General features: G+C 46.0%; 21 protein-coding genes. 10 read left to right on the forward strand and 11 right to left on the reverse strand.

The window, feature by feature from the left end; translation table 11 throughout:
• Positions 1 to 19: 19 nt before the first annotated feature.
• From ACXAGP_RS16085 to ACXAGP_RS16095, 3 genes are all read left to right on the forward strand, one after another.
• On the forward strand, positions 20 to 1,090 hold the full coding sequence (locus tag ACXAGP_RS16085; protein ID WP_475262585.1) for a Gfo/Idh/MocA family oxidoreductase: 1,071 nt from the start codon (positions 20 to 22) through the stop codon (positions 1,088 to 1,090).
• A gap of 84 nt (positions 1,091 to 1,174) precedes the next feature.
• On the forward strand, positions 1,175 to 3,541 hold the full coding sequence (locus tag ACXAGP_RS16090; protein ID WP_475262586.1) for a putative bifunctional diguanylate cyclase/phosphodiesterase: 2,367 nt from the start codon (positions 1,175 to 1,177) through the stop codon (positions 3,539 to 3,541).
• A gap of 40 nt (positions 3,542 to 3,581) precedes the next feature.
• Positions 3,582 to 4,781, forward strand: coding sequence for a methyltransferase (locus ACXAGP_RS16095; protein WP_475262587.1), 1,200 nt, complete (start codon positions 3,582 to 3,584; stop codon positions 4,779 to 4,781).
• Here the strand turns inward: ACXAGP_RS16095 and ACXAGP_RS16100 are convergent.
• The 6 genes from ACXAGP_RS16100 to ACXAGP_RS16125 all read right to left on the reverse strand — a co-directional run bounded on the left by ACXAGP_RS16100 (position 4,778) and on the right by ACXAGP_RS16125 (position 11,341).
• Positions 4,778 to 5,554, reverse strand: coding sequence for a DUF481 domain-containing protein (locus ACXAGP_RS16100; RefSeq protein WP_475262588.1), 777 nt, complete (start codon positions 5,552 to 5,554; stop codon positions 4,778 to 4,780). The genes ACXAGP_RS16095 and ACXAGP_RS16100 overlap by 4 nt on opposite strands.
• A gap of 151 nt (positions 5,555 to 5,705) precedes the next feature.
• Complete coding sequence (locus ACXAGP_RS16105) at positions 5,706 to 6,605, reverse strand: fructose bisphosphate aldolase (RefSeq protein ID WP_475262589.1); 900 nt, start codon at positions 6,603 to 6,605, stop codon at positions 5,706 to 5,708.
• A 107-nt stretch (positions 6,606 to 6,712) separates the two neighbouring features.
• A complete protein-coding gene (locus ACXAGP_RS16110) occupies positions 6,713 to 7,888 on the reverse strand; it encodes a phosphoglycerate kinase (protein ID WP_475262590.1) in 1,176 nt (391 codons plus the stop codon).
• Between the two features lie 51 nt (positions 7,889 to 7,939).
• Positions 7,940 to 8,944: an erythrose-4-phosphate dehydrogenase gene (gene epd, locus ACXAGP_RS16115; protein WP_475262591.1), complete on the reverse strand. Its 1,005-nt coding sequence runs from the start codon at positions 8,942 to 8,944 to the stop codon at positions 7,940 to 7,942.
• A 110-nt stretch (positions 8,945 to 9,054) separates the two neighbouring features.
• Entirely contained in the window at positions 9,055 to 11,049 is a 1,995-nt protein-coding gene (gene tkt, locus ACXAGP_RS16120; RefSeq protein ID WP_475262592.1) for a transketolase, read from the reverse strand.
• Positions 11,050 to 11,080: 31 nt separating this feature from the next.
• Positions 11,081 to 11,341, reverse strand: a complete 261-nt coding sequence (locus ACXAGP_RS16125) for a hypothetical protein (protein ID WP_475262593.1) — start codon at positions 11,339 to 11,341, stop codon at positions 11,081 to 11,083.
• A 98-nt stretch (positions 11,342 to 11,439) separates the two neighbouring features.
• Here ACXAGP_RS16125 and metK point away from each other — a divergent pair, with 98 nt between their 5' ends.
• Together metK and ACXAGP_RS16135 are read left to right on the forward strand one after the other, a co-directional pair.
• Complete coding sequence (gene metK / locus ACXAGP_RS16130; RefSeq protein ID WP_475262594.1) at positions 11,440 to 12,591, forward strand: methionine adenosyltransferase; 1,152 nt, start codon at positions 11,440 to 11,442, stop codon at positions 12,589 to 12,591.
• A gap of 368 nt (positions 12,592 to 12,959) precedes the next feature.
• The gene (locus ACXAGP_RS16135) at positions 12,960 to 13,760 is read left to right on the forward strand and encodes a M48 family metallopeptidase (RefSeq protein ID WP_475262595.1); all 801 of its coding nucleotides are present in this window, start codon (positions 12,960 to 12,962) and stop codon (positions 13,758 to 13,760) included.
• A gap of 14 nt (positions 13,761 to 13,774) precedes the next feature.
• Here the strand turns inward: ACXAGP_RS16135 and ACXAGP_RS16140 are convergent, their stop codons facing one another.
• Complete coding sequence (locus ACXAGP_RS16140; RefSeq protein ID WP_475262596.1) at positions 13,775 to 14,818, reverse strand: ABC transporter permease; 1,044 nt, start codon at positions 14,816 to 14,818, stop codon at positions 13,775 to 13,777.
• Entirely contained in the window at positions 14,815 to 15,702 is an 888-nt protein-coding gene (locus ACXAGP_RS16145) for an ABC transporter ATP-binding protein (RefSeq protein WP_475262597.1), read from the reverse strand. Before ACXAGP_RS16145 ends, ACXAGP_RS16140 begins: the two co-directional genes overlap by 4 nt.
• 82 nt (positions 15,703 to 15,784) lie before the next feature.
• Here ACXAGP_RS16145 and ACXAGP_RS16150 point away from each other — a divergent pair, with 82 nt between their 5' ends.
• Positions 15,785 to 16,513 carry a 16S rRNA (uracil(1498)-N(3))-methyltransferase gene (locus ACXAGP_RS16150; RefSeq protein ID WP_475262598.1) on the forward strand — a complete coding sequence of 243 codons (729 nt, stop codon included), beginning with the start codon at positions 15,785 to 15,787 and terminating at the stop codon, positions 16,511 to 16,513.
• A 19-nt stretch (positions 16,514 to 16,532) separates the two neighbouring features.
• On the opposite strand, the gene ACXAGP_RS16155 is transcribed toward ACXAGP_RS16150, so the two are convergent.
• The 3 genes from ACXAGP_RS16155 to ACXAGP_RS16165 all read right to left on the reverse strand — a co-directional run bounded on the left by ACXAGP_RS16155 (position 16,533) and on the right by ACXAGP_RS16165 (position 19,914).
• Entirely contained in the window at positions 16,533 to 18,038 is a 1,506-nt protein-coding gene (locus ACXAGP_RS16155) for a hypothetical protein (RefSeq protein ID WP_475262599.1), read from the reverse strand.
• 104 nt (positions 18,039 to 18,142) lie between these two features.
• Positions 18,143 to 18,787 carry a response regulator transcription factor gene (locus tag ACXAGP_RS16160; protein WP_475262600.1) on the reverse strand — a complete coding sequence of 215 codons (645 nt, stop codon included), beginning with the start codon at positions 18,785 to 18,787 and terminating at the stop codon, positions 18,143 to 18,145.
• Positions 18,784 to 19,914 carry a sensor histidine kinase gene (locus ACXAGP_RS16165; protein WP_475262601.1) on the reverse strand — a complete coding sequence of 377 codons (1,131 nt, stop codon included), beginning with the start codon at positions 19,912 to 19,914 and terminating at the stop codon, positions 18,784 to 18,786. The genes ACXAGP_RS16160 and ACXAGP_RS16165 overlap by 4 nt, the downstream gene beginning before the upstream one ends.
• A gap of 132 nt (positions 19,915 to 20,046) precedes the next feature.
• On the opposite strand from ACXAGP_RS16165, the gene ACXAGP_RS16170 reads away from it, so the two are divergent.
• The 4 genes from ACXAGP_RS16170 to ACXAGP_RS16185 all read left to right on the forward strand — a co-directional run bounded on the left by ACXAGP_RS16170 (position 20,047) and on the right by ACXAGP_RS16185 (position 23,571).
• Positions 20,047 to 20,793: a hypothetical protein gene (locus tag ACXAGP_RS16170; protein WP_475262602.1), complete on the forward strand. Its 747-nt coding sequence runs from the start codon at positions 20,047 to 20,049 to the stop codon at positions 20,791 to 20,793.
• A gap of 90 nt (positions 20,794 to 20,883) precedes the next feature.
• Entirely contained in the window at positions 20,884 to 21,828 is a 945-nt protein-coding gene (locus ACXAGP_RS16175) for a tetratricopeptide repeat protein (RefSeq protein WP_475262603.1), read from the forward strand.
• A gap of 99 nt (positions 21,829 to 21,927) precedes the next feature.
• On the forward strand, positions 21,928 to 22,884 hold the full coding sequence (gene gshB, locus ACXAGP_RS16180; protein ID WP_475262604.1) for a glutathione synthase: 957 nt from the start codon (positions 21,928 to 21,930) through the stop codon (positions 22,882 to 22,884).
• A 126-nt stretch (positions 22,885 to 23,010) separates the two neighbouring features.
• Positions 23,011 to 23,571: a YqgE/AlgH family protein gene (locus tag ACXAGP_RS16185; protein WP_475262605.1), complete on the forward strand. Its 561-nt coding sequence runs from the start codon at positions 23,011 to 23,013 to the stop codon at positions 23,569 to 23,571.
• Positions 23,572 to 23,640 lie beyond the last annotated feature (69 nt).

Raw genomic sequence — 23,640 nt, forward strand, 5'->3', positions numbered from 1 at the left:
ACTACTTCCAGAGGCAATCATGATAAATGTGGCGTTAATCGGCTTTGGTAGCATTGCGCAAAACCTGCACCTTCCTCTACTAAAGAATCATCCAGAACTCAATTTATCTGCCGTGTCCAGCTCTAAACCAGAACTTGTGGCGTCGATGCTACCAGAAGCGAAATGCTATGCCTCCCCTGATGAACTTTTGGCAGCAAGCGATGCCGACCTGGTAGTGGTAACGACTCCTAATCAATATCACTACCCCATAGCGATGAAAGCGCTGAAATCAGGACGGCATGTGGTAGTTGAAAAACCCGTCGCTTTGCATCTCAAAGAAATACAGGATCTGCAACGCCATGCAGAGCAGCAAGATGTGCAGCTTTTTCCCTTTCATAACAGGCGTTGGGATGGTGACTTTCAAACAGTCGCGCAATTAATTACCGATAAAAAACTTGGGGAGATAAAGCGCTTTGAATCAAACTTTGATCGCTTCAGACCAGTCCCAAAAAGCAAGTGGAAAGAGCAGCCCGGACCGGGCAGTGGTTTGTGGTTGGATCTGGGCCCCCACCTGTTAGACCAGGCACTTTATCTATTTGGTAGCCCCGAGGCCATTACTGCGAGAGTATTGAACACTCGTAGCGGTAGTGCTGTCGACGACTACTTCAACGTACAACTGCACTATACCGACAAAGAAGTGCTACTTGCGGCTTCAAATCACAATGCTGCGCCGGTGAAGCGCTTTGATCTTCAGGGCACCAAAGGGACTTTCGTGAAATACGGTATGGATGTACAGGAAGCACAACTGCAAGCGGGTATGGCAATTGATGACGAAAGCTACGGTCAAGACTCAGTAAGCAACTTCGGAACCCTATATACGGTCAATGAGCAGGATACAACCGAGCTTGAATCCCTTACAGAGCAAACGGTTCCCACCTTACGTGGTAACTATATGGACTTCTATGAACAAATAGTGCAGGCCATTCGTTACGAATCGCCATCACCAGTTTCAATCAAGGCGGCTGCAGAAGTAGCGCGCTTTTTACAACTTGCTCTATTAAGTCAAAAGCAAGGTAAAACCATCAAAGTCCGGCAGTATCGTGAAGAATAATTTTCTCCTGACGCGAATCGGTACTATCATGCAGATTCTAACGTCGAAAAATCGCTGTTCTGATAAAAAACGAAAAATAACATCATGACTTCTACTTCATTTAACGGGTTTAATTCCCTCAGAACCAGAATACTGCTGAACTTCTTGTTGATGCTGACTCTGGTGGTTATCGTAACGCTCTATACGGTGCAATCAGCAACCTATAAACACAGCACTGGTCAGTTGATGTCTTATGCTCAAACCTCAGCCAGCGTGGTGCAAGACAAAATTGAAAACCGCTCAATCTCGTTGCGTGATGCCCTCAACACCCTAAGCAAAGACTTTAGTTTTAAACAACTTATTGCCACCAGCGAAGATGACACAGCCAGTCTGTTGTCAGCCCTGGAGAATTTCCAGGCGCGGGCCGGCGCCGATATAGCCTGGGTGCAAGACAAAGACGGCCGCAATATTGTGTCCAGTCCCCTATTACCCTCCCAGGACTTAAATATCGACGCTTCTAACTTTTTACCTGATGGCATTCATTGGCACAGTGTCGAAGATACCGTGTATCTGGTGCGCTCCATGCCTGTGAAATTTGTGGAAAGCTCACGCAATATTAATGCTTGGGTATTCATGGGTATCAAGGCCGAAAACCTGTTCAACGACCGCCTTATCAGCCTGACAGAAATGAACATGAGCCTGATTTTTATCGGAGCCGAAAATAGACTCGTTGCCACCACCCACGCAGCTGAAGAGGCTGAATTCCTGGTACAGCAAACGATTTTAGTCAATGGCGAACTCAACCAATTCTCCGATGAGCTCAGCCAGTGGATATACATCGCCAGTGAACTGGGCAGATGGCGTGATATGCCCATGGAATTGGTCTTGAGTACAGTAGAAGACAAGGCTTATCTGTCCTACAACAGTCTTTTGGGGCAGCTTATTTTCATTCTGGTGATTGCCGCTGTGATGGCGCTTGTGGCTGCAGCTTTGTTATCAAATGGCATCACCCGTCCGGTAACCCGTCTGGTGGATGTCGCCAATAAAATTCGCCAAGGCAAATACGTTGAAGAGTTTCCCAAAGCCAGCACCAATGAAGTGGAGTCTCTATCGGGCGCTATCCATTCGATGCAGGAGGGTATTAAAAAGCGTGAAGAAGAAATCCAATACCTGGCTTATTACGACTCACTAACCCACTTGCCCAATCGCAACCAGTTTAAAAACCACCTGGCAGAAAATATTGCAACACATCCTGACCGACAACTGGCTGTGTTGATGATGGACCTGGACCGCTTCAAAGAGATCAACGATACCATTGGCCATGAAGCCGGTGATCAATTGCTTAAAGAAATCGCCAATCGTCTGAAAGCCTTTGCTTATGAGGGCGTGTTCATAGCCCATATTGGCGGCGATGAATTTGCCATTGTGGTTGAAGACATTACCGGACGAGATCCCAAAGCCGTAGCGGAAAATTTCTCAGGTTTGTTTGACCGCCCATTTGTCATCGAGCAACTTTCTCTGGATGTGGATATCAGTATGGGTATTGCCACCTATCCGCAAGATGCGCAATCATCTGAAGGACTATTACAATGTGCGGATATTGCTCTATACAGTTGTAAAGGTAAACACTTCCCCTACGCCATCTACCAGGACAGTTTAAACAAATACTCTGTACAACGACTCAGCTTAATGTCGGAATTACGCGGGGCACTGGCAGAGGGACAACTGCAGCTGTTTTATCAACCCAAACTAGCCATTAGTGAGCGTAAAATTACCACTGTCGAATGTCTTATCCGCTGGATACATCCGGTACACGGCTTTATTCCCCCAGATGATTTTATCCCCTTAGCAGAGCAAACGGGTGCCATCAGAGACGTCACCCACTGGGGCCTGCGCGTTGCCTTTAAACAATACAAACAGTGGCAAGAACTGGGTTATGACATTGGCATGGCGGTGAACATTTCGGCAATCGATCTGGTGGATATGCAATTACCCACTTATGTTGCGGAGTTAATGTCGGAATTTGATGTGGACAATACCATGCTCACTTTGGAAGTTACCGAGAGCGCGGTTATGTCTGATCCTGAAAGCGCCTTAAAGGCCCTAAATACCCTCAGACGTATGGGCATTACCCTGTCTATCGATGATTTTGGAACAGGTTACTCTTCCATGGCACAACTTAAAAAAATGCCAGTGGATGAGCTGAAAATAGACAAGGCTTTTGTGCTGGATTTGGCTAAAAGTGAAGACGATAAAATCATGGTGAGAACACTCATGTCACTGGCACAAAATCTCGGATTGAAAACCGTGGCTGAAGGCGTTGAAGATGGTGAAACACTGAAGTTTTTACAGGAAGTGGGATGCACCAAAGCACAAGGGTTTTATATGAGTCGCCCATTACCCGCGGATAAATTTAACGACTGGCTAAAAGACTTCAATGCTGATGACTTTTATCTGGATTCAAGCGAGTAAATATTTATCACTTTGATCAAGCACTAATGATACTTATCTTGTGAGCCAATCGCATCAGCACCGCTTTCAGAGCTTAACCGCATCGCTTGAGAAATTTGCGCCGATTTGGCGCACCTCTGCATTCAAAAATCAAAGGCCACAATGGACTTTGCAATACCCGCAGTTGGCCGATTCATTACTTGAGTTAAGTGATGAACAACTGCTTACACTAGAGCACTCACCTGAGCAACTGCACGAATTTTTGCATAGCCACCTGGCTGAATACGAGTCGCTTATGGCCGCCATTCAGCTACCCAAAAACTCCGGCACAATTACTCCACCCAAGTTCTCCGAAGTGGGTATTCCCGGTAGAAAATGGCAACAGATTCTCGCTTTTCTGGCTACACCCCAGACGCTTCCATGTAACTCAAATAACATCGAACTGGTGGATTGGTGCGCGGGGAAAGCTCATCTTGGAAGAGTTGCAGCTTTAATCAGACATACCCCACTAACAGCCATAGAGTATAACTCAACACTCTGCGAAGAAGGTTTGAAACTGGCTGAAAAGTCCCAGACAAAAGCCGAATTTATTTGTACTGATGTCTTAAGCGATAATATTGAATTCAGCAGTAACCAGGAAGTTATGGCACTGCATGCCTGTGGCGATCTGCATAGAAAACTGTTATCGGACTGGAAGCAAAGTGATTCGGCAAAGTTAGTGCTCGCGCCTTGTTGCTACGAAAAGTGGTTAAAGAATAATTATTCCCCCCTTTCCCCACAGGGGATTGAGCACAACTTAAACTTAACTCCGGCACTTGTTAAATTGGCCATGCAAGAGACAGTAACAGCTCCAGAGCGTGAGCAAATACTGCGACATAAACTGCAAACGGCCAGATTGGCTTTTGATATGTTACAGCGACAAGTGAGAGGCATTGATGAGTATTGGCAAACGCCATCTCTGGCGTTAAGCAAAGCCAATTTGCCCATTAAAGAGCTAGTGCAACTAATGGCACATTACAAAGGACTGACTCTACCAGCAGACGTAAACTATACAGAATTGCAGCGTCAAGCTAGCGCTCGTTATCAACAGTCCCGCCGCTTAGGGTTGGCCGCCCAAGGCTTCAGACGGGCTTTAGAATTGTGGCTTGTTTGTGACCTGGCCTTATACCTGGAGCAAGATAATATTCAGGTTGAACTGCAGGAGTTTTGTGAGCGCAGCCTGACCCCCAGAAACATCCGGTTAACCGCTTTCAGACGTTAAAAAAAGTTATATACCAGAGTCACTGCGGTTTCGGTATCCAGGTTCTCCGCTCCCTCTTCCACCTCAGTATTGTGGTTGAGAATAACGGATACCTTCATGGACATTGAGCCATTTATCTTAGCTGACACCGAAGATTCGGAGCGTGACTTAGTATTCAGGGAGCCTATTTCCGTGCTGAGGATCTGTTTGATATTGGCATTTTTAGAGATCTTCCAACCATAATCCAGTTGCCCACGTAAGATCATGCCACTGGCATCTTCACCTTCCTGTAACTCCTGGAAGGCATACCCAGGACCAATACTGTAGGTAAAGTGACTGTTCGGCTTTTTAAACCACTGACTGCTCCAGCCTGCTGCGATCGTGGCCTGATATTCGAAACTGCTAAAGCGCGCATCTTCATAAGATGCAAAAGCGAATAGTCTATTATCAGGATCGGTCAGTTTGTAATTGGCCTGACTGGAAATGAAAAAGCGCTGCGCCGTGGTTTGTGTTTCTTCATACTCATCGCCCGTGGCATCGTCCACTAACATCACGTCGTCCTGGCGATAAAGTGCTTCGATCACATAGTCATTGCTCCAGTCCTGCATTTCATGGTGAGAACGTAAAGAGCCTTTAAAAGAGGTGGTCTGGGTGTTTCCGCCGCTAAAAATAGAGCCAAATTCGCCTTCTAAGGTAAAGTCTTTTTGCTCTTCTTCAGATACGGCCCCTGAAGCGCAAACTGAGCCAGATAAAACACTGAGAAAAATTGTAAAAGCAAAATTTGTTATTTTCATAGCCTACCCTTTTTTGCGGGCAGCATTTTAAGTGAAGCAAAATGGGAAGTCTAGACGTCTGAAAACGTATTCAATAGTTATTTGAAGAAAGTATGAAAGCGACAACATGAAGCGGGCAACAAAGCTACCCGCCGACATAAAAACAAGATGTTTAGGTGCGAGAAGCGGCGAAAATCGCTTCGATGGAATCACCCAACATTTGATTAAATTCTGCATCAGATTGTTGCGCTGATAACCCTTGTGCCAAAGCACGAGAGAAACTGGCAATCATGCCCTGATTGCGGGCGATAATGGCATTGGCATCATCGCGGGAATAACCTCCCGACAGCGCCACTACACGAACCACGTTTTTGTGCTCCATCAGCACCTTGTAGAAATTATCTTCAGAGGGCAATGTAAGCTTTAACATGATCAATTCATCATCCGCCAAACCATCCAATTGCTTCTGAATTTCATCGCGCATGATGGCTTCAGCTTGCGCTTTTTCTGGAGAGTGAATATCCACTTCTGGCTCAACAATTGGCACTAAGCCTTTAGCACAGATTTGTTTGGCTACTTCAAACTGTTGTGCCACTACATCAGCGATACCTTGTGGGTTGGCCAGCTTGATAACAGAACGCATTTTGGTACCAAAAACGCCTTGAGCAACGGCTTTATCCAATAGTGCATCCAGTTCTGGCATAGGTTTCATCACCTGCACGCCATTGGCTTCATCCGCTAAGCCTTTGTCCACTTTTAGAAAAGGAACAACTTGCTTATTTTCCCACAAATAGGCTGCACTCATTTTGCCTTCAATCTGACGATCAAGGGTATTCTCAAACAAAATCGCGCCTAACACTTTATCACCGGTAAATGCAGGACTGGTAATGATACGGGTACGCATAGCATGCACCGTGTCAAACATTTCCTCGTCATTGCTGTAAGCACTTTCTGCAACGCCGTATTGCAACAGCGCTTTAGGGGTGCTTCCGCCACTTTGATCAAGGGCTGCGATAAATCCGTCAGTGTCACTGACTTTTTTCAACATTTCAGCGTTGGCTGGTAAAGCCATCGTAATTTCTCCTGAGTGCGAGCCTGTGCTAACGCCGCCAGACTCATAGGGTTACAGTGGAAAATATCCTGTTCTTATTATTTTTTCCGTTTATTTTTTTAGTGCGCTTAGCTAGCGCGTTTTTCTAACATCGCAACGGCGGGTAGAACCTTGCCTTCAAGGAATTCCAGGAACGCCCCTCCACCCGTTGAGATATAAGATATTTTATCGGCGATATTGTACTTGTCTACAGCCGCTAGCGTATCACCGCCACCAGCGATAGAAAATGCATCACTGTTGGCGATTGCCAACGACAGCGCCTTAGTGCCTTCACCAAACTGGTCAAACTCAAAAACGCCCACCGGACCGTTCCAAACGATAGTACCTGCGGACTTGATCAACTCAGCCAGACGCGCAGCGGTTTCAGGGCCTATATCAAAGATCATATCGCCATCTTCCACCTGCTCAACATCTTTAAGGTGCGCCGCCGCGTCTTCTGCGAATTTATCACCTACGATAACATCTACCGGTACCGGAATATCACCACCATTGGCTTGAGCGTTTTCTAACAAGCGATTGGCTTCCGGAATAAGATCAGCTTCATATAAGGATTTGCCGACATTGTGACCTTGAGCTGCAATAAAGGTATTGGCGATACCACCGCCAACGATAAGCTGATCCACTTTACTGGATAACGAATCTAGCACCGTCAGTTTAGTAGAAACTTTTGAGCCACCGACAATTGCCAACAATGGTTTTGCAGGATTGTGCAATGCTTTACCTAGTGCTTCCAGTTCAGCCGCCAACAGAGGACCTGCGCATGCTACAGGTGCGTATAAACCCGCACCATGAGTAGACGCCTGGGCTCTGTGGGCGGTTCCGAAGGCATCCATCACATAAATATCACACAGCGCTGCATATTGTTTAGAGAGCGCTTCGTCATCTTTTTTCTCGCCCACATTGAAGCGCACATTTTCCAGTACCACCAATTCGCCTTGTGCTACTTCCACACCGTTTAAGTAGTCTTTTTCCAGACGAACATCATTGCTCAAGGCATTTGACAGATACTCCACCACTGGCTGTAAGCTGAATACCTCTTCGTATTGTCCTTCAGTAGGGCGTCCCAGGTGAGACATGACCATCACCTTTGCGCCAGCATTTAAAGCGTGCTTAATAGTAGGTAAGGCTGCTCTTAAACGCGCATCAGATGTTACCTTGCCGTCTTTAACGGGTACGTTCAAATCTTCGCGAATTAAAACGCGTTTTCCGGTTAAATCAAGATCCGTCATCTTAATTATGGACATGCTGGTTTCTCCAAATATTGTGTTTTCTTTTCAAATTTATTCGTTATTCGTCTATTGCATCATTGCCAGGCTGGTATCCAGCATACGATTAGCAAAGCCCCATTCGTTGTCACACCATACCAAGGTTTTCACTAACTTTTTATGACTGACTCGGGTTTGAGAGCCATCTACAATGCAGGAATGGGGATCGTGATTAAAATCACAGGACACCAGAGGTTCTTCGGTGTAAGACAATATCCCTTCTAAGCGACCAATGCGAGCAGATTCCAAAGCGTCATTAACGGTTTTGATGCTTACTTCCTGACTCAGGGTTACACTTAAATCCATGGCGGTGACGTTAATGGTAGGCACACGCACAGCAATCGCCTCGAAGCGTCCGGCAAATTTAGGCAAGATACGCTCAACCCCCAAAGCCAACTTGGTATCAACGGGAATAATAGACTGTGAGGCAGCCCGAGTACGGCGTAAATCCGGATGATAAGCATCTATTACCTGTTGATCATGCATGGAAGAATGAATGGTGGTTATGGTGCCACTTTCCACCCCAAAATGATCATCTAACACCTGTATTACCGGGACAATACAATTGGTAGTACAAGAACCATTGGATACGATGCGATGTTCTTTTTCTAACAGGTGATCATTGATACCGAAAATAACGGTGGCATCCATATCGGCTTTACACGGCTGGGAAAACAAGACTTTTTTAGCACCCGCGGCAAGGTGTTTTTCGCCATCCTCTCGCTCGCCAAACTCACCGGTACATTCCAGTACCAGATCGACATTGAGCTCACGCCAGGGCAGGTTTTCTATATTAGCTGAATTCAGCAACTGGATATCTTTACCAGCTACGTTGAGGGTGCGATTGTGCAACGTAACGGGAAATTTGAATCTACCGTGGGAGGTATCATACTTTAAAAGATGGGCAATACCTTCTGGTTCAGCCAGTTCATTAATGGCAACAACTTCGATGATGGCATCCCGCCCTGACTCATAAAGTGCCCTTAGTACGTTTCTGCCTACTCGACCAAAACCATTTATGGCCACTCGTATCATTTCGATTCCTGAACTACCCCTTTAAAAAACGGGGCAAGTCTACCTTATTTGCAATAAAAAAGCAGGCCCGAGGACCTGCTTTCTATGATTATCTGGCTATATTAAATGCCTTACAGAATTTCTTGTGCGGCGGTGACAACAGCTTCGCTGGTAATATTGAAATGTTTAAACAGCTCACCGGCAGGTGCCGATTCACCAAAAGTATCCATACCAACAACTCTGCCGTTCAAGCCAACAAAGCGATACCAGTAATCTTTAATTCCCGCTTCTACGGCGACGCGCTTAGCAACCGCAGCAGGTAATACTGATTCTTGATAAGCAGCGTCTTGCGCAAGGAATACATCCGTAGATGGCATCGAAACAACGCGTACTTTAGTACCGCTTTCAGCAAGTGCATTGGCAGCATTAACCGTCAATTCAACTTCAGAGCCCGTTGCCAGTAAGATTACGTCTGGCGTACCAGCACAGTCTTGCAACACATAACCGCCTTTAGCGATAGCTGCCACTTGTTCTGGTGTACGCTCCATCTGAGTCAAGCCTTGACGGCTGAAGATAAGCGAGCTTGGGCCATCCTGACGCTCAATCGCAGCCTTCCAGGCAACCGCAGACTCAACCTGGTCACAGGGACGCCAGTTCATCAAGTTAGGAGTCAAACGCATTGAAGCCAGTTGCTCAACAGGTTGGTGAGTAGGACCATCTTCACCCAAGCCAATAGAATCATGGGTGTAAACGAAAATCGCAGGTACCTTCATTAATGCCGCCATACGCACAGCATTACGGGCATATTCCATAAACATCAAGAATGTTGCACCATAAGGTTTAAAGCCACCGTGCAAAGCAATACCATTCATAATGGCCGACATACCGAATTCACGCACACCGTAGTACAAATAGTTACCACTGGCATCGTCTGCACTAACACCCTTGCTGCCTGACCAGATTGTCAGGTTAGAGCCTGCCAGGTCAGCGGAGCCACCTAACAACTCAGGTAAAATTGGACCATAAGCATTTAAGGCATTTTGCGAAGCTTTACGACTTGCGATGGTAGCAGGGTTTGCCTGCAAATCGGCAATGTAAGCATCAGCCTGCTCTTGCCAATCCGCCGGTAACTCGTTATTTAAACGACGCTGCAGTTCTTTGGCTAATTCTGGATATGCGGCTTCATAAGCGGCGAACTTGTCATTCCAGGCGGCTTCTTTTTCTTTGCCTTGCTCAGTGGCATTCCACTGCTCGGCGATATCCGCAGGAATTTCAAAGGCTGGCGCATCCCAATCTAAGCGCTTGCGCGTTAATGCGATTTCATCATCACCAAGTGGCGCACCGTGACAAGACTCTTGTCCTTCTTTGTTGGGCGAACCAAAACCGATAATGGTTTTACAACAAATTAAGGTAGGCTTGTTTGATTCCGCTTTTGCCGCATCAATTGCCGCACTAATTTGCTCTGGATCGTGGCCATCAACACCGCGCACAACGTGCCAACCGTAGGCCTCAAAGCGAGCCGGTGTATCATCGGTAAACCAGCCTTCGACTTCACCATCGATAGAGATGCCGTTGTCATCCCAAAAAGCAACCAATTTGCCCAAGCCCAATGTGCCGGCCAATGAACAAGCTTCGTGCGAGATGCCTTCCATGAGGCACCCGTCACCTAAAAACACATAAGTATTGTGATCAATAATATCGTGGTCTTGGCGATTAAATTGTGCAGCCAGCACTTTTTCGGCAATCGCCATACCCACGGCGTTGGTTATACCCTGTCCTAGTGGACCAGTGGTAGTTTCAATTCCGGGCGCGTAACCATACTCAGGATGTCCCGGTGTTTTGGAATGCAGCTGACGGAAATTTTTAAGCTCTTCAATAGGAAGATCGTAGCCAGTCAGGTGTAACAACGAATAGATAAGCATTGAACCATGGCCGTTTGACAGCACAAATCGGTCTCTGTTGGCCCAGTCTGGATTCGCAGGATTGTGCTGCAAATAATCTCCCCATAGTACCTGGGCGATATCCGCCATACCCATTGGGGCACCTGGATGACCTGATTTCGCCTGTTGTACGGCGTCCATACTCAATGCACGAATGGCATTGGCTAATTCTCTACGCGTTGGCATTGTTGCTCCTGTTTGCAAGGTATATTACCGCTTACGCAGCGGTTTCGGATGCATATTCTGGCTTAGGCGCTTGTGTGATGCAATCATAATCCCCTATCAATTCCGTTTTCCATATTACTTTTATTTCTAGTTCGGGAAATAAATGCGACAGTGAAGCTAATTTGAAAGTAAAAATGAGCCAATTGATACCGTTTAACGTAACCAAATTGATGCCATTTTTTTGTCTTAAAAAGAAATACAAAACTTTTTTAATAAATAAAGGCATAAAAATCAAAACCTTAAATATAGACATTTAGACGTCTAGAAGTAAATAATGGCTTTTTTCTTATTTTCCATTACACTATGCAACGTTCATAGATAGAAACATTAACGACAGAATCAGGAATCCCTATGACCAGACACCTTTTCACCTCAGAGTCCGTCTCTGAAGGTCATCCGGATAAGATCGCGGATCAAATTTCAGACGCGGTATTGGATGCGATATTAAAACAAGATCCTAAAGCCCGAGTGGCGTGTGAAACCTACGTAAAAACCGGTATGGTCATGGTAGGCGGCGAAGTAACCACATCAGCATGGGTTGATATCGAAGAACTCACTCGTAAAACAGTGCGCGAAATTGGCTATATTCACTCAGATATGGGCTTTGACGCCGATAGCTGCGCCGTGATGAATACCATCGGCAAACAATCTCCCGATATCAACCAAGGTGTTGACCGTACGCGACCAGAAGACCAAGGCGCCGGTGACCAGGGTTTGATGTTTGGCTATGCCAGCAATGAAACCGATGTATTGATGCCTGCCCCCATCACTTACGCACACCGACTGGTGAAAAAGCAATCAGAAGTGCGTAAAAACAAAGTCCTTCCCTGGCTGCGCCCGGATGCTAAGAGTCAGGTGACTTTTGCTTACGAAAATGGCAAGCCAGTAGGTATCGACGCTGTGGTATTGTCTACTCAGCACAGCGAAGCTGTAAACCTGAAAGACTTGCAAGAAGCGGTGATGGAAGAAATCATCAAGCCGGTTTTACCCGCTGAGTGGCTGAACGCTGACACCAAATATTTTATCAACCCCACCGGTCGTTTTGTAATCGGCGGTCCGATGGGCGACTGTGGCCTTACGGGCCGTAAAATTATTGTCGATACCTACGGTGGTATGGCACGCCATGGCGGTGGTGCCTTCTCTGGTAAAGATCCATCTAAGGTAGACCGCTCTGCAGCTTATGCGGGTCGATATGTCGCCAAAAACATCGTTGCAGCAGGTCTTGCTGATAAATGTGAGATTCAGGTTTCTTACGCTATCGGTGTTGCTGAACCTACGTCCATCAGTATTGATACTTTTGGTACCGGCAAAATCGCTGATGACAAGCTTACCGAACTGATAAAAGCCCATTTTGATTTGCGCCCTTATGGCTTGATTAAAATGCTGGATCTGGAGCAACCGATTTATCAAGCGACAGCCGCTTATGGTCACTTTGGCAGAGACAGCTTCCCTTGGGAGGCCACAGACAAAGCCGAAGAGTTGCGCAGTGCCGCAGGACTGTAAAACGAAATAGCATTTGAGAGGCTCCGAAATGGAGCCTTTTTTATTTGAGGTGAATGTTAAACTCTGGGTTTATACCAATTCCAATAAACATTTTCCCTCTCAGTGGGAGATGAAAAGCATTTGGACAAGGCGGATGTTTGAAGGTTTAGTGGGCCTAAATCAAAAACATCCAACACCGTATAAATGCTTTTCAGCCCCATAGAAGACGCGCCTCAGAAACATTATTTCTTTGTTGTGCGAAGTTCACAAGACCACCAGTATTCTTTCATTCGCACGCCTCGAACTAATGTCCCTGAGGCTGCGCTGAGTGTGCAAATGCTTGTTGGTATTGGTATTATTACTAAACCCTATGTGCATGGAGCCAAATTATGTCTTTCAAAAAACTCGCAACAGCAATCCTCATCAGCAGTGTTCTGTTTTCTTGCGCCAAGTCCCCTACCGGTCGCAACACGATTAAATTGTATTCATCAGCGCAAATAAACCAAATGGGAAGCCAGGCGTTTGCCACTCTCAAGGCCGATGCCAAGATCGCTAAAGAGTCCGTGCGAAATAGTTATGTGAATTGTGTCGCCGACAAAATCATAGCGCAGGTTCCTAAAGAAACCTTTCCTGGCGAATGGGAAGTGGTGGTTTTTGATGATGAGCAAATCAATGCATTTGCCCTGCCTGGCGGAAAAATTGGCATTTATACAGGTATTCTCAAAGTCGCTGAAAATCAACATCAACTGGCCGCAATCATCGGACACGAAGTGGGCCATGTTATCGCTGAACACGGCAACGAGAGAATGTCGCAAAGCACCTTAGTGGGAGTGGGTATGGAAGTGACCAATCAGTTACTGTCCAACAATCAAGTGGCTCATAACCAGGAAATAATGGCAGCGATAGGGTTAGGCGTACAGGTAGGCCTGCAATTGCCATTTAGCCGCACCCACGAATCCGAAGCTGACTATATCGGTTTGGATTTAATGGCAAAAGCCGGTTTTAAACCCACCGAATCGGTGAAACTTTGGGAAAATATGGATAAAGCCTCAGGCGGCGAGCGTCCGATGGAGTTTTTATCCACTCACCCTGCCCCGACTACCCGTATCAAACAACTAGAACAAAATATGGCTAATGCTGAAGTGCTATACAAATTGGCGCCCGAAAAAGCCAACTGTCCGATCAGCTAATGTCTTGGGACGGGCTAACGCCCGTCCCCTTCCCATCTAAATAGTAAAGCACTCAAACACAAAAACACCGCCGTCATCAGCAACAAACTCACAAGCGAGGTGTTTAACTCCCATAAACTGGTACCGTCCGTCATGATGCTGCGCGCACCATCCACTATATGTGTAAGAGGTAGTAACTGTGCGATGGATTGCAGCCACTGGGGCGCACCTTCTAACGAAAACCAAACACCAGATAGAATCATCATGGGCCAGGTGACCAGATTTAATAATCCACCGGTGAGTTCTTCACTGCGACTGCGACTCGCCACCAGCAAGCCTAACGAAATCATGCAAAGGGCACCGAGTATGGCAATCACCAGCAAATCGAACAATGAACCCAACATGTAAAAATCAAACATCCAGTCCGTGGCCAGGAACACACCAGCGGACATGCAAACCACAATGAATAGCCTGGAGATTACCTGAGCCAGAATAAATTCAATGGGTTTCAATGGCGTTGCTTTCAGACGCTTTAACACCGACGCTTTGCGGTAACGCACAATAACGTATCCCACACCAAACAAACAGCTGAACATCATATTCATACCCAATATACCGGGCACCACCCAATCCAGATAGCGAATGGCTCGACCTTCAATCGTCAGTCGTTCATAACCAACACTATTTCCCAGTAGTAATTGTTCTACCGTGTAGCCCTTTGGAGATGTCTCATTTACCCAATAACGTTTCTGCTGAGGCGCCACAAATAAGTCAATTTTGTGTTTGCGCACACTTTCAATGGCTTGCGCAGTTTCAGTATAGGGTACAAATTCAATGTGTTTGAGTTGCAGAAACGCCTCGCTCTGTGCTTGCGACACCTGGGAGGCATCTTGCTGTAATACTCCCACCTTGAACTGGTAGTTATCCTGATCATTGAAAATGAATGAAAAGCCCACCAGGATGAGCACCGGAAACGCGATATTCCAGCTAAGAGAGGATTTGTCTCGAAAAAACTCCAGATTACGCGCCTTGAACAAAGCGTAAAAACGCGTCCACATGGCTGTTATTCTATTGCTCATGCGCCTTCTCCTAATTGTTGTCCGGTGAGCTTTAAAAACAAATCGTCCAGATTGGCAGATTTGACATGTAAGCCCTCCAGTGAAACGTGTGATTGCACCAGTAAAGCCAATGCCTGTTCCACATTTTGGGTGCTGATATCCCAGAACTCATGATTTTCTTTAGGCTGTAACTGTGTCTGCACTTCACCCGTTAGCGGCTGCATCGGGATGCGAATTAATGCCCCGGAAAAATGCCGCTGCAACAACACACCGGGATGCCCTCTCTCGATGATTTTGCCTTTATCCATCAGTTCGATATGGTCACACAAGAATTCGGCTTCATCCATGTAATGGGTGGTTAAAACTACCGTTTTTCCTTTGCCTTTAATGGTTCTGATCAAGTCCCAAAAATTTCTTCTGGCATGTGGGTCGAGTCCCGTGGTTGGCTCATCCAGGAATAGAATATCTGGATCGTTTACCAACGCCAGTCCCAACAACAATCTCTGACGTTGACCGCCAGATAATTTTCGGTGATCTTGATGCAAAAAATCCTGTAACTGGCACAAAGCAATGATCTCTTGCTCATCCAGTCCCTGATCATAAAAGCTGCGAAACAGGCGTACCGTCTCCAGGGTAGTTAAATAATCCTGCAGTGCGGTGTTTTGAAATTGAATACCGATACGCTTTAATGACTCCCGGTTTAAAGGCTTGCCTTCAAATAATATCTCACCAGAATCGGGGCTGCTGATGCCTTCCATCATTTCAATCGTGGTGGATTTTCCAGCTCCATTTGGACCCAATAATCCAAAGCATTGACCTCTGTTAACAGCAAAAGAAATCTCATCCACGGCTTTTACACCTTTGAAGGATTTCGTCAAATTAGTAACTTCGATTATTGTCGACACTCAACAGCTCCTTTTTGAAGATAAGCATTTATCTGCAGGGGTAAATTCAATAAACTAGCCAAAACAGACATTCCAGATTTACATGCGTATACCCAGAATATATTACCCCGACACTTTACAAACCGACACTCAAATTGCGTTACCAAAAGATTCAGCAATTCACATTAGCACCGTTTTACGTCTGAAGCCCGGACACCCGGTAGTCATGTTCAATGGCGATGGCAACGAATACAGTGGCGAAATTGTGGAAACCAGCAAAAGAGCCACAACAGTAGCTGTATCAGCAAAGCTGGGGATCAGTGTAGAGTCGCCGCTGAGCACGCATCTGGCACAAGGTGTATCCAAAGGCGAGCGCATGGATTTAGTGATGCAAAAATCGGTAGAACTGGGTGTTACCGACATCACCCCCATCATTACCGAACGCTGCCCGGTGAAACTCAACGAAGAACGCTGGCAAAAGAAGATACAGCACTGGCAAAAAATTATCATTTCTGCCTGCGAGCAATGTGGTCGCAACACCTTGCCCACTTTACACCAGCCCGTCAGCTTCCAAACCTGGGTGCAGCAGTCCACAAATCAGTTGCGCTTGATGCTACATCCGCAAGCCAGTCAACGCCTCAATCAACTGCGCCTGCCCGCTGAAGGTGTTAGGCTGTTAATCGGCCCCGAGGGCGGATTGTCGGATGCTGAAATCTATCAAGCGCGAGAATTCGGGTACGAAGAAGTACTTATGGGTCCAAGAATTCTGCGTACTGAAACGGCAGCGTTGGCGGCCCTTGCCATCTTACAAGCAGGCTTTGGGGACATTTGATGGTGTGAGGACCCAATCCTCAGGCCGCCAGGTAGCGCCAGTATCGAGTGAGTCCTGATTCTTTGATCAGGCGGCGCATTTGCTGCTCGGTTTCTGGTGTCTCATCGTATTGGCTCAATAGATCTTTAAATCTGACCAGTGCTCGATAATGGCGACCACTTTGCCAGTGATTCAAGCCCAAATACTCAAGTCGAAACTTAAGTCGTTCTGGTGTCATGGAAGTGGTCAGAACCACATCATTTAATATCAAAAAGGAGAGCAGCTCGGGAGACACTTCAACTTTGGCCATTACTTGCTCCAGCCGTTCATGGATTTCTCTGGAGGCGTTGTGTTTCTCTAATTTATTGGCTGCGAATAACAAAACATTGAGCTGGGAAATATCCAGCTTTTTCAGTTGCACATAGAGCAGTTCAAACAGCTCTTCTGCTACCGCTTTCCCCTCATGTAACGCCATACCTAACTCAAGAAATGGCGCGTAAACGGAGTACTTATACTCGCCCTTTTGCCATATCCGATGGTCAGCCAACTCTTGAATCATCATATAAATATCGGGTTTTGACAGGCTGTCCAGATTGCCCGTTGCCAACGCAACGAAATACAACTTGGTTTTGGTAGCGACGAGATTGCTGTATAGCATGGAAGTTCTGGATGCGCGGCTCAAACGCCCATTGATAAAAGAAAGGGCTTTTTGTAATCCTTCGGCTTGCTGTAGTAACAATGCATAAGTTTGGGCATCATTGCCGCGCAATTTCTCGGTGGGCAGTTTCTGAAAGTGCCGCAGTGCGTTGCGATAATTGCGTTCAGATACACTCAGATAGGTCATCAGATAAACGCGGCCAAACAAAAACTGCTGCTTGCGTTCCGCCTCTGCGCACAACTCCCTGATGGCATCTTCCTGCCCGGTCACCGTGTTGATATAGGCCAGTTCTCTAAAGCGGCAAGCCGGGTCGCGGATCTTATCAGCTAATTTAAGGGCTAACTCCGGTTGTTTTGCTTGCATTAGCAATTGCAACTTCATCACCAGCAATTCATCGTCTACGATAGGGTCTTTGTATTTTGGTTTAATTTCAGCCACCTGCTTCACCAGTTCAGCGGGCGCCAACTTGTGCAATCTCGACAATATCGGTTTAAACAATTTCAGGGAAGTAATTGCGCGATAGATAAGATAGCGCATAGTCTGAAAATTCACCGGTAAATGAATGATTTCGGTTTGTAAATAACGAAATATTGGGGCCGAAAGTCCGTAACTGTCATCTTCGCTGACAATGACGAATTTACACCAGTTGGGCACTAAATGGTCACGCGTAAGAAAGCGAATAATATCGGGCGCAGATAGCCCATATCCGACATCAGCATTGATAAATACCAAGTCACAGGGCAGTGATTTATCACGGTTGAAAAGTTGCCTGGCATCAGATTGCAATAAGACATCTGGCTGACCTATTTGGGTCAGGATATCTTTGAACATATTGCGATTTTGTAATGAGGGGTCGATGATTCGAATTTTCAGATCAAAAAATGCCAAGTCTTGTACCGCTAGTCAAAGATTTCCGCAGCCGACTATGCTAGGGCAAGTTTTCAATCAGAGCAAGGCAAGTCGAATTATACATTAGTCTTATGCCAATGATGCTAAATTATGCCGCGTTCAATGGCTTTAAGCACTGCACGAGTGCGGTCTCGCACCCCCATTTTCGCTAAGATGGCAGACACCTGATTTTTCACCGTGCCTTGGGATTTGTGCATCGCTTCTGAAATCTCTCGATTACTGTATCCGGCAGCCATCAAACGTAATATTTCCTGCTCTTTTTCTGTCAACGGCTCCGGCTCATCAAAACTCTCGAATTCTGTTTCCATACCTTGCAGGCCCTGTAATACTTTTTCAGTAATGCCGGGCTGAATCAGGGTTTTTCCCTCGGCGACATCTTTAATGCCCGATACCAGATGCTCCAGCGAAACATCCTTGAGTAAATACCCCTTAGCTCCTGCCTGGATGGCATCCAGCACAAGCTGATGGTCATCGAAAGTCGTCAGCATCAATACCGGTGTGGCGATGTCTTCTGCCACTAACGCTTTCACCGCTTCAATGCCGTTCATTTTGGGCATACGGATATCCATTAAAATAACATCCGGTGTATGCTGTTTTACCTTATCAACGACCTGAGAGCCATCTTCAGCCTGCGCCACAACCTGAACCTCATCAGATAAAGCTAACAAACTGTGAATGCCCTGGCGCACCAACGTTTGATCATCTACCAGTAAAACGCCTAAGCTCACAACGCCCCCTGAAATCTAACCACAGTACTAAACCCCTGCTCGGTGGCACTAAATTGAATTTTACCGCCCAAGGCCATTATGCGCTCTTTCATACCTGCCAGCCCATTGCCTGGTTTTATCTCAACATCTGGCTGACCATTGTCTTGCATCGCTAGTTGCAAACTGTCCTTTTCTCTGAATAAGTGGATTTCAAACTGATCAGCACGGCTGTGCTTAAGCGTATTGGTTAGACTTTCCTGAACACAACGCAAAATAGTATCCGCAAGCTCAACATCATTAATATCCAGGTTATCATCTAAGGTCAGATTAACTTTCAGCCTGGGTACCTCTTTAACCAGAGCCTCTAACGCTTCTCGCAGTTCAATTTTAGATTTTTCCCGAATCTCCGTAACCGCCTCTCGAACATCAGACAACAATAATTTAGCAATCGCATAACTCTTTTCGACTTGTTGTTTGGCGGCCCCTTCGCTTTGGTGCATGGCGACTTGCAAATTAATGGTTAAGGCCGTCAGATGATGCCCCACCAAATCGTGGATATCTCGCGCCATTCTCACCCGCTCAGATTGGCGAGTAGCCTCTTTTAACAAACTTTGGGCAGCCATTAGTTCGCGGTTTAATTGCTCACTAGCCTCTTTGGCAATACTTTCCTGAATCCAGGAGTTTACTGTGGTGACGGTAAACAAGCAGAGCATCCAGTACAAAGCTGATGAAATCGCCATATACTCATATTGCCAATGCCATGTAAAAATCCCATAAAACACAAACATCAATATCGGCGTTGTCGCCAGTGCTTTGCCAAGGCTCAAAAAATGCAGCAAGTTGCCGCACCAGATTCCTAACAAAATGGCGATAAAGGTATAAGGCAAAGTAAAAAACAGGGCGAAAAGCAGCAACAACTGTAGCGCAATAGCCCACAGAAATGTTATGTCGCTTAAGTCTGCCTCGCGTTCCGTGGTTAACCACTCTATTCCCAGAAATCCGGCAAACAACAAAGCAGCCACAACAACTTGAGGCCAATCGGCAGGCACTCTACTAATTGCAAGATAAATCGCCACCAAAGCCACGGTTAAAATGGTGATATGGCCAATCAATCTGACTGCGCCAAACTTTTCAAAAAAATCTTTCATGCGCTCATTCTGCCTCGAAATTGCGTACAACGATATAGGCCAAAAGTCATTTTTTAAAATCGTGACCTTTGGCACTGATGCGATGCACTGATAAATCTTATGATGATCTCCGTTATTTCATCGGAGACTGATATGTTGACCCTTCATACTTTGACATTTTATCTGCACATACTGGTTGGTAGCATGGCCTTAATGCTGGTCTGGATACCCCTTACAGTTGAAAAAGGACGCCTCAATCACAGAAAATTTGGGCGCTACTACAACAACGCCATGTACCTTGTGTCTTTGTCTGGGGCAATCATGGCATTGTTAGTACTGATAGATCCAATGATGATACACGGTCACAGATTGTCCAACCCGGCAAACGAACAACTATTTGTTGATCGAATGAGGGTGTTTTACAGCTTACTTCTCTATCTTAGCCTGTTGGTTTATTGCGGACTAAGACACGGTGAAACCACCCTTAAAAGCAAAAACAATAAAATCCTGTTGCGTGCCAGGTCTCACATTGCCAGCAACGCCCTTTTGGCGGCCACAGGTCCGGTGCTTTTTTACCTTGGTTGGCAGGAGTCAATGACTCTTCCCATGGTGTTTGCAGTTCTGGGCATGGTTACGGGGCTATCTAATATTAAATACTGTTTATCGGATGAAACCATTGGCAATACCTGGCTGCGGGAGCACATTAGCGCACAACTTGGTACTGCTATTGGCGCATACACGGCATTTCTGGCGTTTGGCGGCAGGACCATTTTTGAAAATGCCGGTGAATGGCGCTTGTTATTTTGGATCACACCTGGTGTCGTTGGTGCCATCGCCATCAGAAAACTTTGTCAAAAATATGCCCCTGTTCAGGGAACCAAGATCGCAAGCCGAGTCTAATACCAAGTCCAACAAATATTTGCACTCTCAGCGCAGCATCTTGGAATTGGTATCACCAACCGGAATACATTTATCTAAGGAATCCACCAAATGAAGAATTTATTGATTACAGCCTTACTTTTGACTTCCATGCAAACCATAGGTTCCACGCTTGACGAAGCCATCAACCATTATAACTACATGCAAGATGATAAGGCATTGTCGATTCTTAAAGGCATTAATACGGCGGAATCTGCTGCCTATCAAACCAAAATTTTAATGGAGCGGGACCTGGATGATGCCGAGGAATTTATCGAAGAAGCGATAGAATCCTATCCCGATTCGGCTGAACTGCAGTATTTGCGAGGCCGGGTAATGGGACAACAAGCCGGCAATGCCATTTTTTCCGCACTTAGCTATGCAGAAAAATCGCAACAAAGTTTTGCCAAAGCCGTTGAAATGGCCCCGGACAACGTTGAGTACAATATGGGCTTAATGATGTTTCACCTCAACGCCCCTTCAATCGCCGGTGGCGATATTGAAATCGCGAAATCTCAGGCAGAAATAATTTACAAATTAGATAAAGAAAGAGGCTTGCTGGCGCAACTTAGATTGCTAAGAGTAAGCGATAGCGATAACAAAGAGGAGCAGTTGCGCACCTTAGTGAATGCCAATCCAGAAATCGCCAGATTACAGTTTGAACTGGCACAATGGTTTCAGCGAGAAGAAAAGTATCAGGAAACATTTCCCCGCTATGAATTGGCACTGCAAACTTTAGCTGAAGATGATGCAGAGCAGCGCTGCGCCATCTGGTATCAGTACGGAAAAACGGCTGGCTTGGCGGATAAAAAGCATGCGCAAGGTATTAACCACCTGGATAGCTATCTCAGTCAATGTGCCATCACTCGTGGTATGCCAAGCAAAGAATGGGCGACCTTCAGAAGAGCGAATATCATCGAACATCAAAACAAACCAGAAGCCCTTGGTATTTACCGAAGCTTGAAAAGCACCGCTGATAAAGATCTCAAAAAGGCGCTGAAAAAGAAAAGAGTATAGGTAAGAACAAAAAGCTCATGATACCCGAGGGAGGCAGATCTTGATTAACCAAGGTTTGTCACTATAACTAAGGAAACCTTATTCAACCTCGGGTACCTCATGTCCAGAAAGCTCGCCATTGTGATGGATCCCATCACCGCCATTAATATCAAAAAAGATACCAGTTTTGCCATGCTACTTGCCGCACAGCAACGTGGTTACCAGCTCACCTATCTGGAAATGGGTGATTTATATCTGGATACAGGTAAGCCCATGTGCAATGCGCGAGCTCTTACCGTACAGCGAGACGCAAATAGTTGGTTCAAACTTGGCATTGCTGAGCAAAAATCACTGGCAGATTTTGATGTGATCTTGATGCGCAAAGATCCGCCTTTTGACAGCGAATATCTGTACGCCACTCAAATGCTAGAACTGGCCGAAAAAGCAGGTACTTTGGTGGTAAACAAACCACAAGCTTTGCGAGACTTTAACGAAAAGCTATTTACCGCCTGTTTCCCTGACTTAATTCCACAAACCCTGGTAACCCGCAACAGCCAGCGCATTAGGGAGTTTCATGCCAAACATAAAGATATTATCTGTAAACCCCTTGATGGTATGGGGGGCACCTCGATTTTCAGGGTGAAAGAAGACGGTAATAACCTTGGGGTGATCATTGAAACACTCACTAATCTGGGCACTGAATACGGTATGTTTCAAGAGTTTTTACCGGCGATTAAAGACGGTGACAAACGCATTTTGATTGTTGACGGTGAGGTAATCCCCTATTGTCTGGCACGTCTACCCACCAAAGGTGAAAACAGAGGTAATTTGGCCGCTGGCGGCACCGGTCGCCCCCAACCAATTTCAGAATCTGATCGCAAGCTGGCAGAGGCAATTTCTCCGACATTAATGGAGAACGGACTGATTTTTGTCGGTATGGATGTGATTGGCGATAAAATCACGGAAATCAATGTTACCAGCCCCACTTGTGTGCAAGAAATCGAAGCCGCATTTGATGTTGATATCACAGGCAAGTTGTTCGATGCCATCGAACGTCGATTGAACCAAAGAAGCTAACAGGTTTCTAACGATAAAACACGCTCCAGACATTAAGTGACCAACGGGCAATATTCGACTAAAGTTGACTGGTAAGATGCCCGTTGATTGTTACCATCGCTACAGAAAGATGAAAGGACGGATATTTTGGAATCTAGCTTACAAAATCATTTTTTAATTGCCACTCCTTCGCTGGACGGTTCCTATTTTGGAAAAACCGTCACTTACATCTGTGAGCATAATGATCATGGCGCGATGGGTATTGTCATTAACCATAAGACTGAGCTAACTCTCGCTCAATTGCTCAATTTAACCGAGCAGGAAACTCAGGTGGACACAGAGCACGAGGATTGTCTGGTGATGGAAGGTGGCCCTGTCAGTAGAGACCGAGGATTCATCCTCCATACCTGCCAGCCAGGCTGGAGTTCAAGTTTGGAATTAAGCTCAGAAATCATGGTGACCACTTCCAAAGATATTTTGTCAGTGATAGGTAACGACAAAGGTCCCGACAAAGCCATTGTTGCTTTGGGTTATGCAGGCTGGTCCGCCGGCCAATTAGAAGAAGAGCTAGAGAGCAACTCCTGGCTAACACTGCAAGCCGATACGGATCTTCTGTTCAATGTTCCTGTAGAGCAAAAATGGGAGAAGGCTATCGAAAAGTTAGGTATCAATATCTGGCAATTATCCCCTCAAGTGGGCCACGCGTAATCCAGCGCCAAAATACTATGGCGGTACATACTAACCGCCATCTGCAGCGTCTCCTCTCTCATCATTTAT

This window comes from Planctobacterium sp. AWM4_229 (assembly GCF_056160305.1).

What these genes read in the sequence shown, in the direction of transcription:
- ACXAGP_RS16085 (WP_475262585.1), top strand. Translation starts at nt 20, where the DNA reads ATGATAAATGTGGCGTTAATCGGCTTTGGTAGCATTGCGCAAAACCTG.
- ACXAGP_RS16090 (WP_475262586.1), top strand. Translation starts at nt 1,175, where the DNA reads ATGACTTCTACTTCATTTAACGGGTTTAATTCCCTCAGAACCAGAATA.
- ACXAGP_RS16100 (WP_475262588.1), bottom strand. Translation starts at nt 5,554, where the DNA reads ATGAAAATAACAAATTTTGCTTTTACAATTTTTCTCAGTGTTTTATCT.
- ACXAGP_RS16105 (WP_475262589.1), bottom strand. Translation starts at nt 6,605, where the DNA reads ATGGCTTTACCAGCCAACGCTGAAATGTTGAAAAAAGTCAGTGACACT.
- ACXAGP_RS16110 (WP_475262590.1), bottom strand. Translation starts at nt 7,888, where the DNA reads ATGTCCATAATTAAGATGACGGATCTTGATTTAACCGGAAAACGCGTT.
- epd (WP_475262591.1), bottom strand. Translation starts at nt 8,944, where the DNA reads ATGATACGAGTGGCCATAAATGGTTTTGGTCGAGTAGGCAGAAACGTA.
- tkt (WP_475262592.1), bottom strand. Translation starts at nt 11,049, where the DNA reads ATGCCAACGCGTAGAGAATTAGCCAATGCCATTCGTGCATTGAGTATG.
- ACXAGP_RS16125 (WP_475262593.1), bottom strand. Translation starts at nt 11,341, where the DNA reads ATGTCTATATTTAAGGTTTTGATTTTTATGCCTTTATTTATTAAAAAA.
- metK (WP_475262594.1), top strand. Translation starts at nt 11,440, where the DNA reads ATGACCAGACACCTTTTCACCTCAGAGTCCGTCTCTGAAGGTCATCCG.
- ACXAGP_RS16135 (WP_475262595.1), top strand. Translation starts at nt 12,960, where the DNA reads ATGTCTTTCAAAAAACTCGCAACAGCAATCCTCATCAGCAGTGTTCTG.
- ACXAGP_RS16140 (WP_475262596.1), bottom strand. Translation starts at nt 14,818, where the DNA reads ATGAGCAATAGAATAACAGCCATGTGGACGCGTTTTTACGCTTTGTTC.
- ACXAGP_RS16150 (WP_475262598.1), top strand. Translation starts at nt 15,785, where the DNA reads ATGCGTATACCCAGAATATATTACCCCGACACTTTACAAACCGACACT.
- ACXAGP_RS16165 (WP_475262601.1), bottom strand. Translation starts at nt 19,914, where the DNA reads ATGAAAGATTTTTTTGAAAAGTTTGGCGCAGTCAGATTGATTGGCCAT.
- ACXAGP_RS16170 (WP_475262602.1), top strand. Translation starts at nt 20,047, where the DNA reads ATGTTGACCCTTCATACTTTGACATTTTATCTGCACATACTGGTTGGT.
- ACXAGP_RS16175 (WP_475262603.1), top strand. Translation starts at nt 20,884, where the DNA reads ATGAAGAATTTATTGATTACAGCCTTACTTTTGACTTCCATGCAAACC.
- gshB (WP_475262604.1), top strand. Translation starts at nt 21,928, where the DNA reads ATGTCCAGAAAGCTCGCCATTGTGATGGATCCCATCACCGCCATTAAT.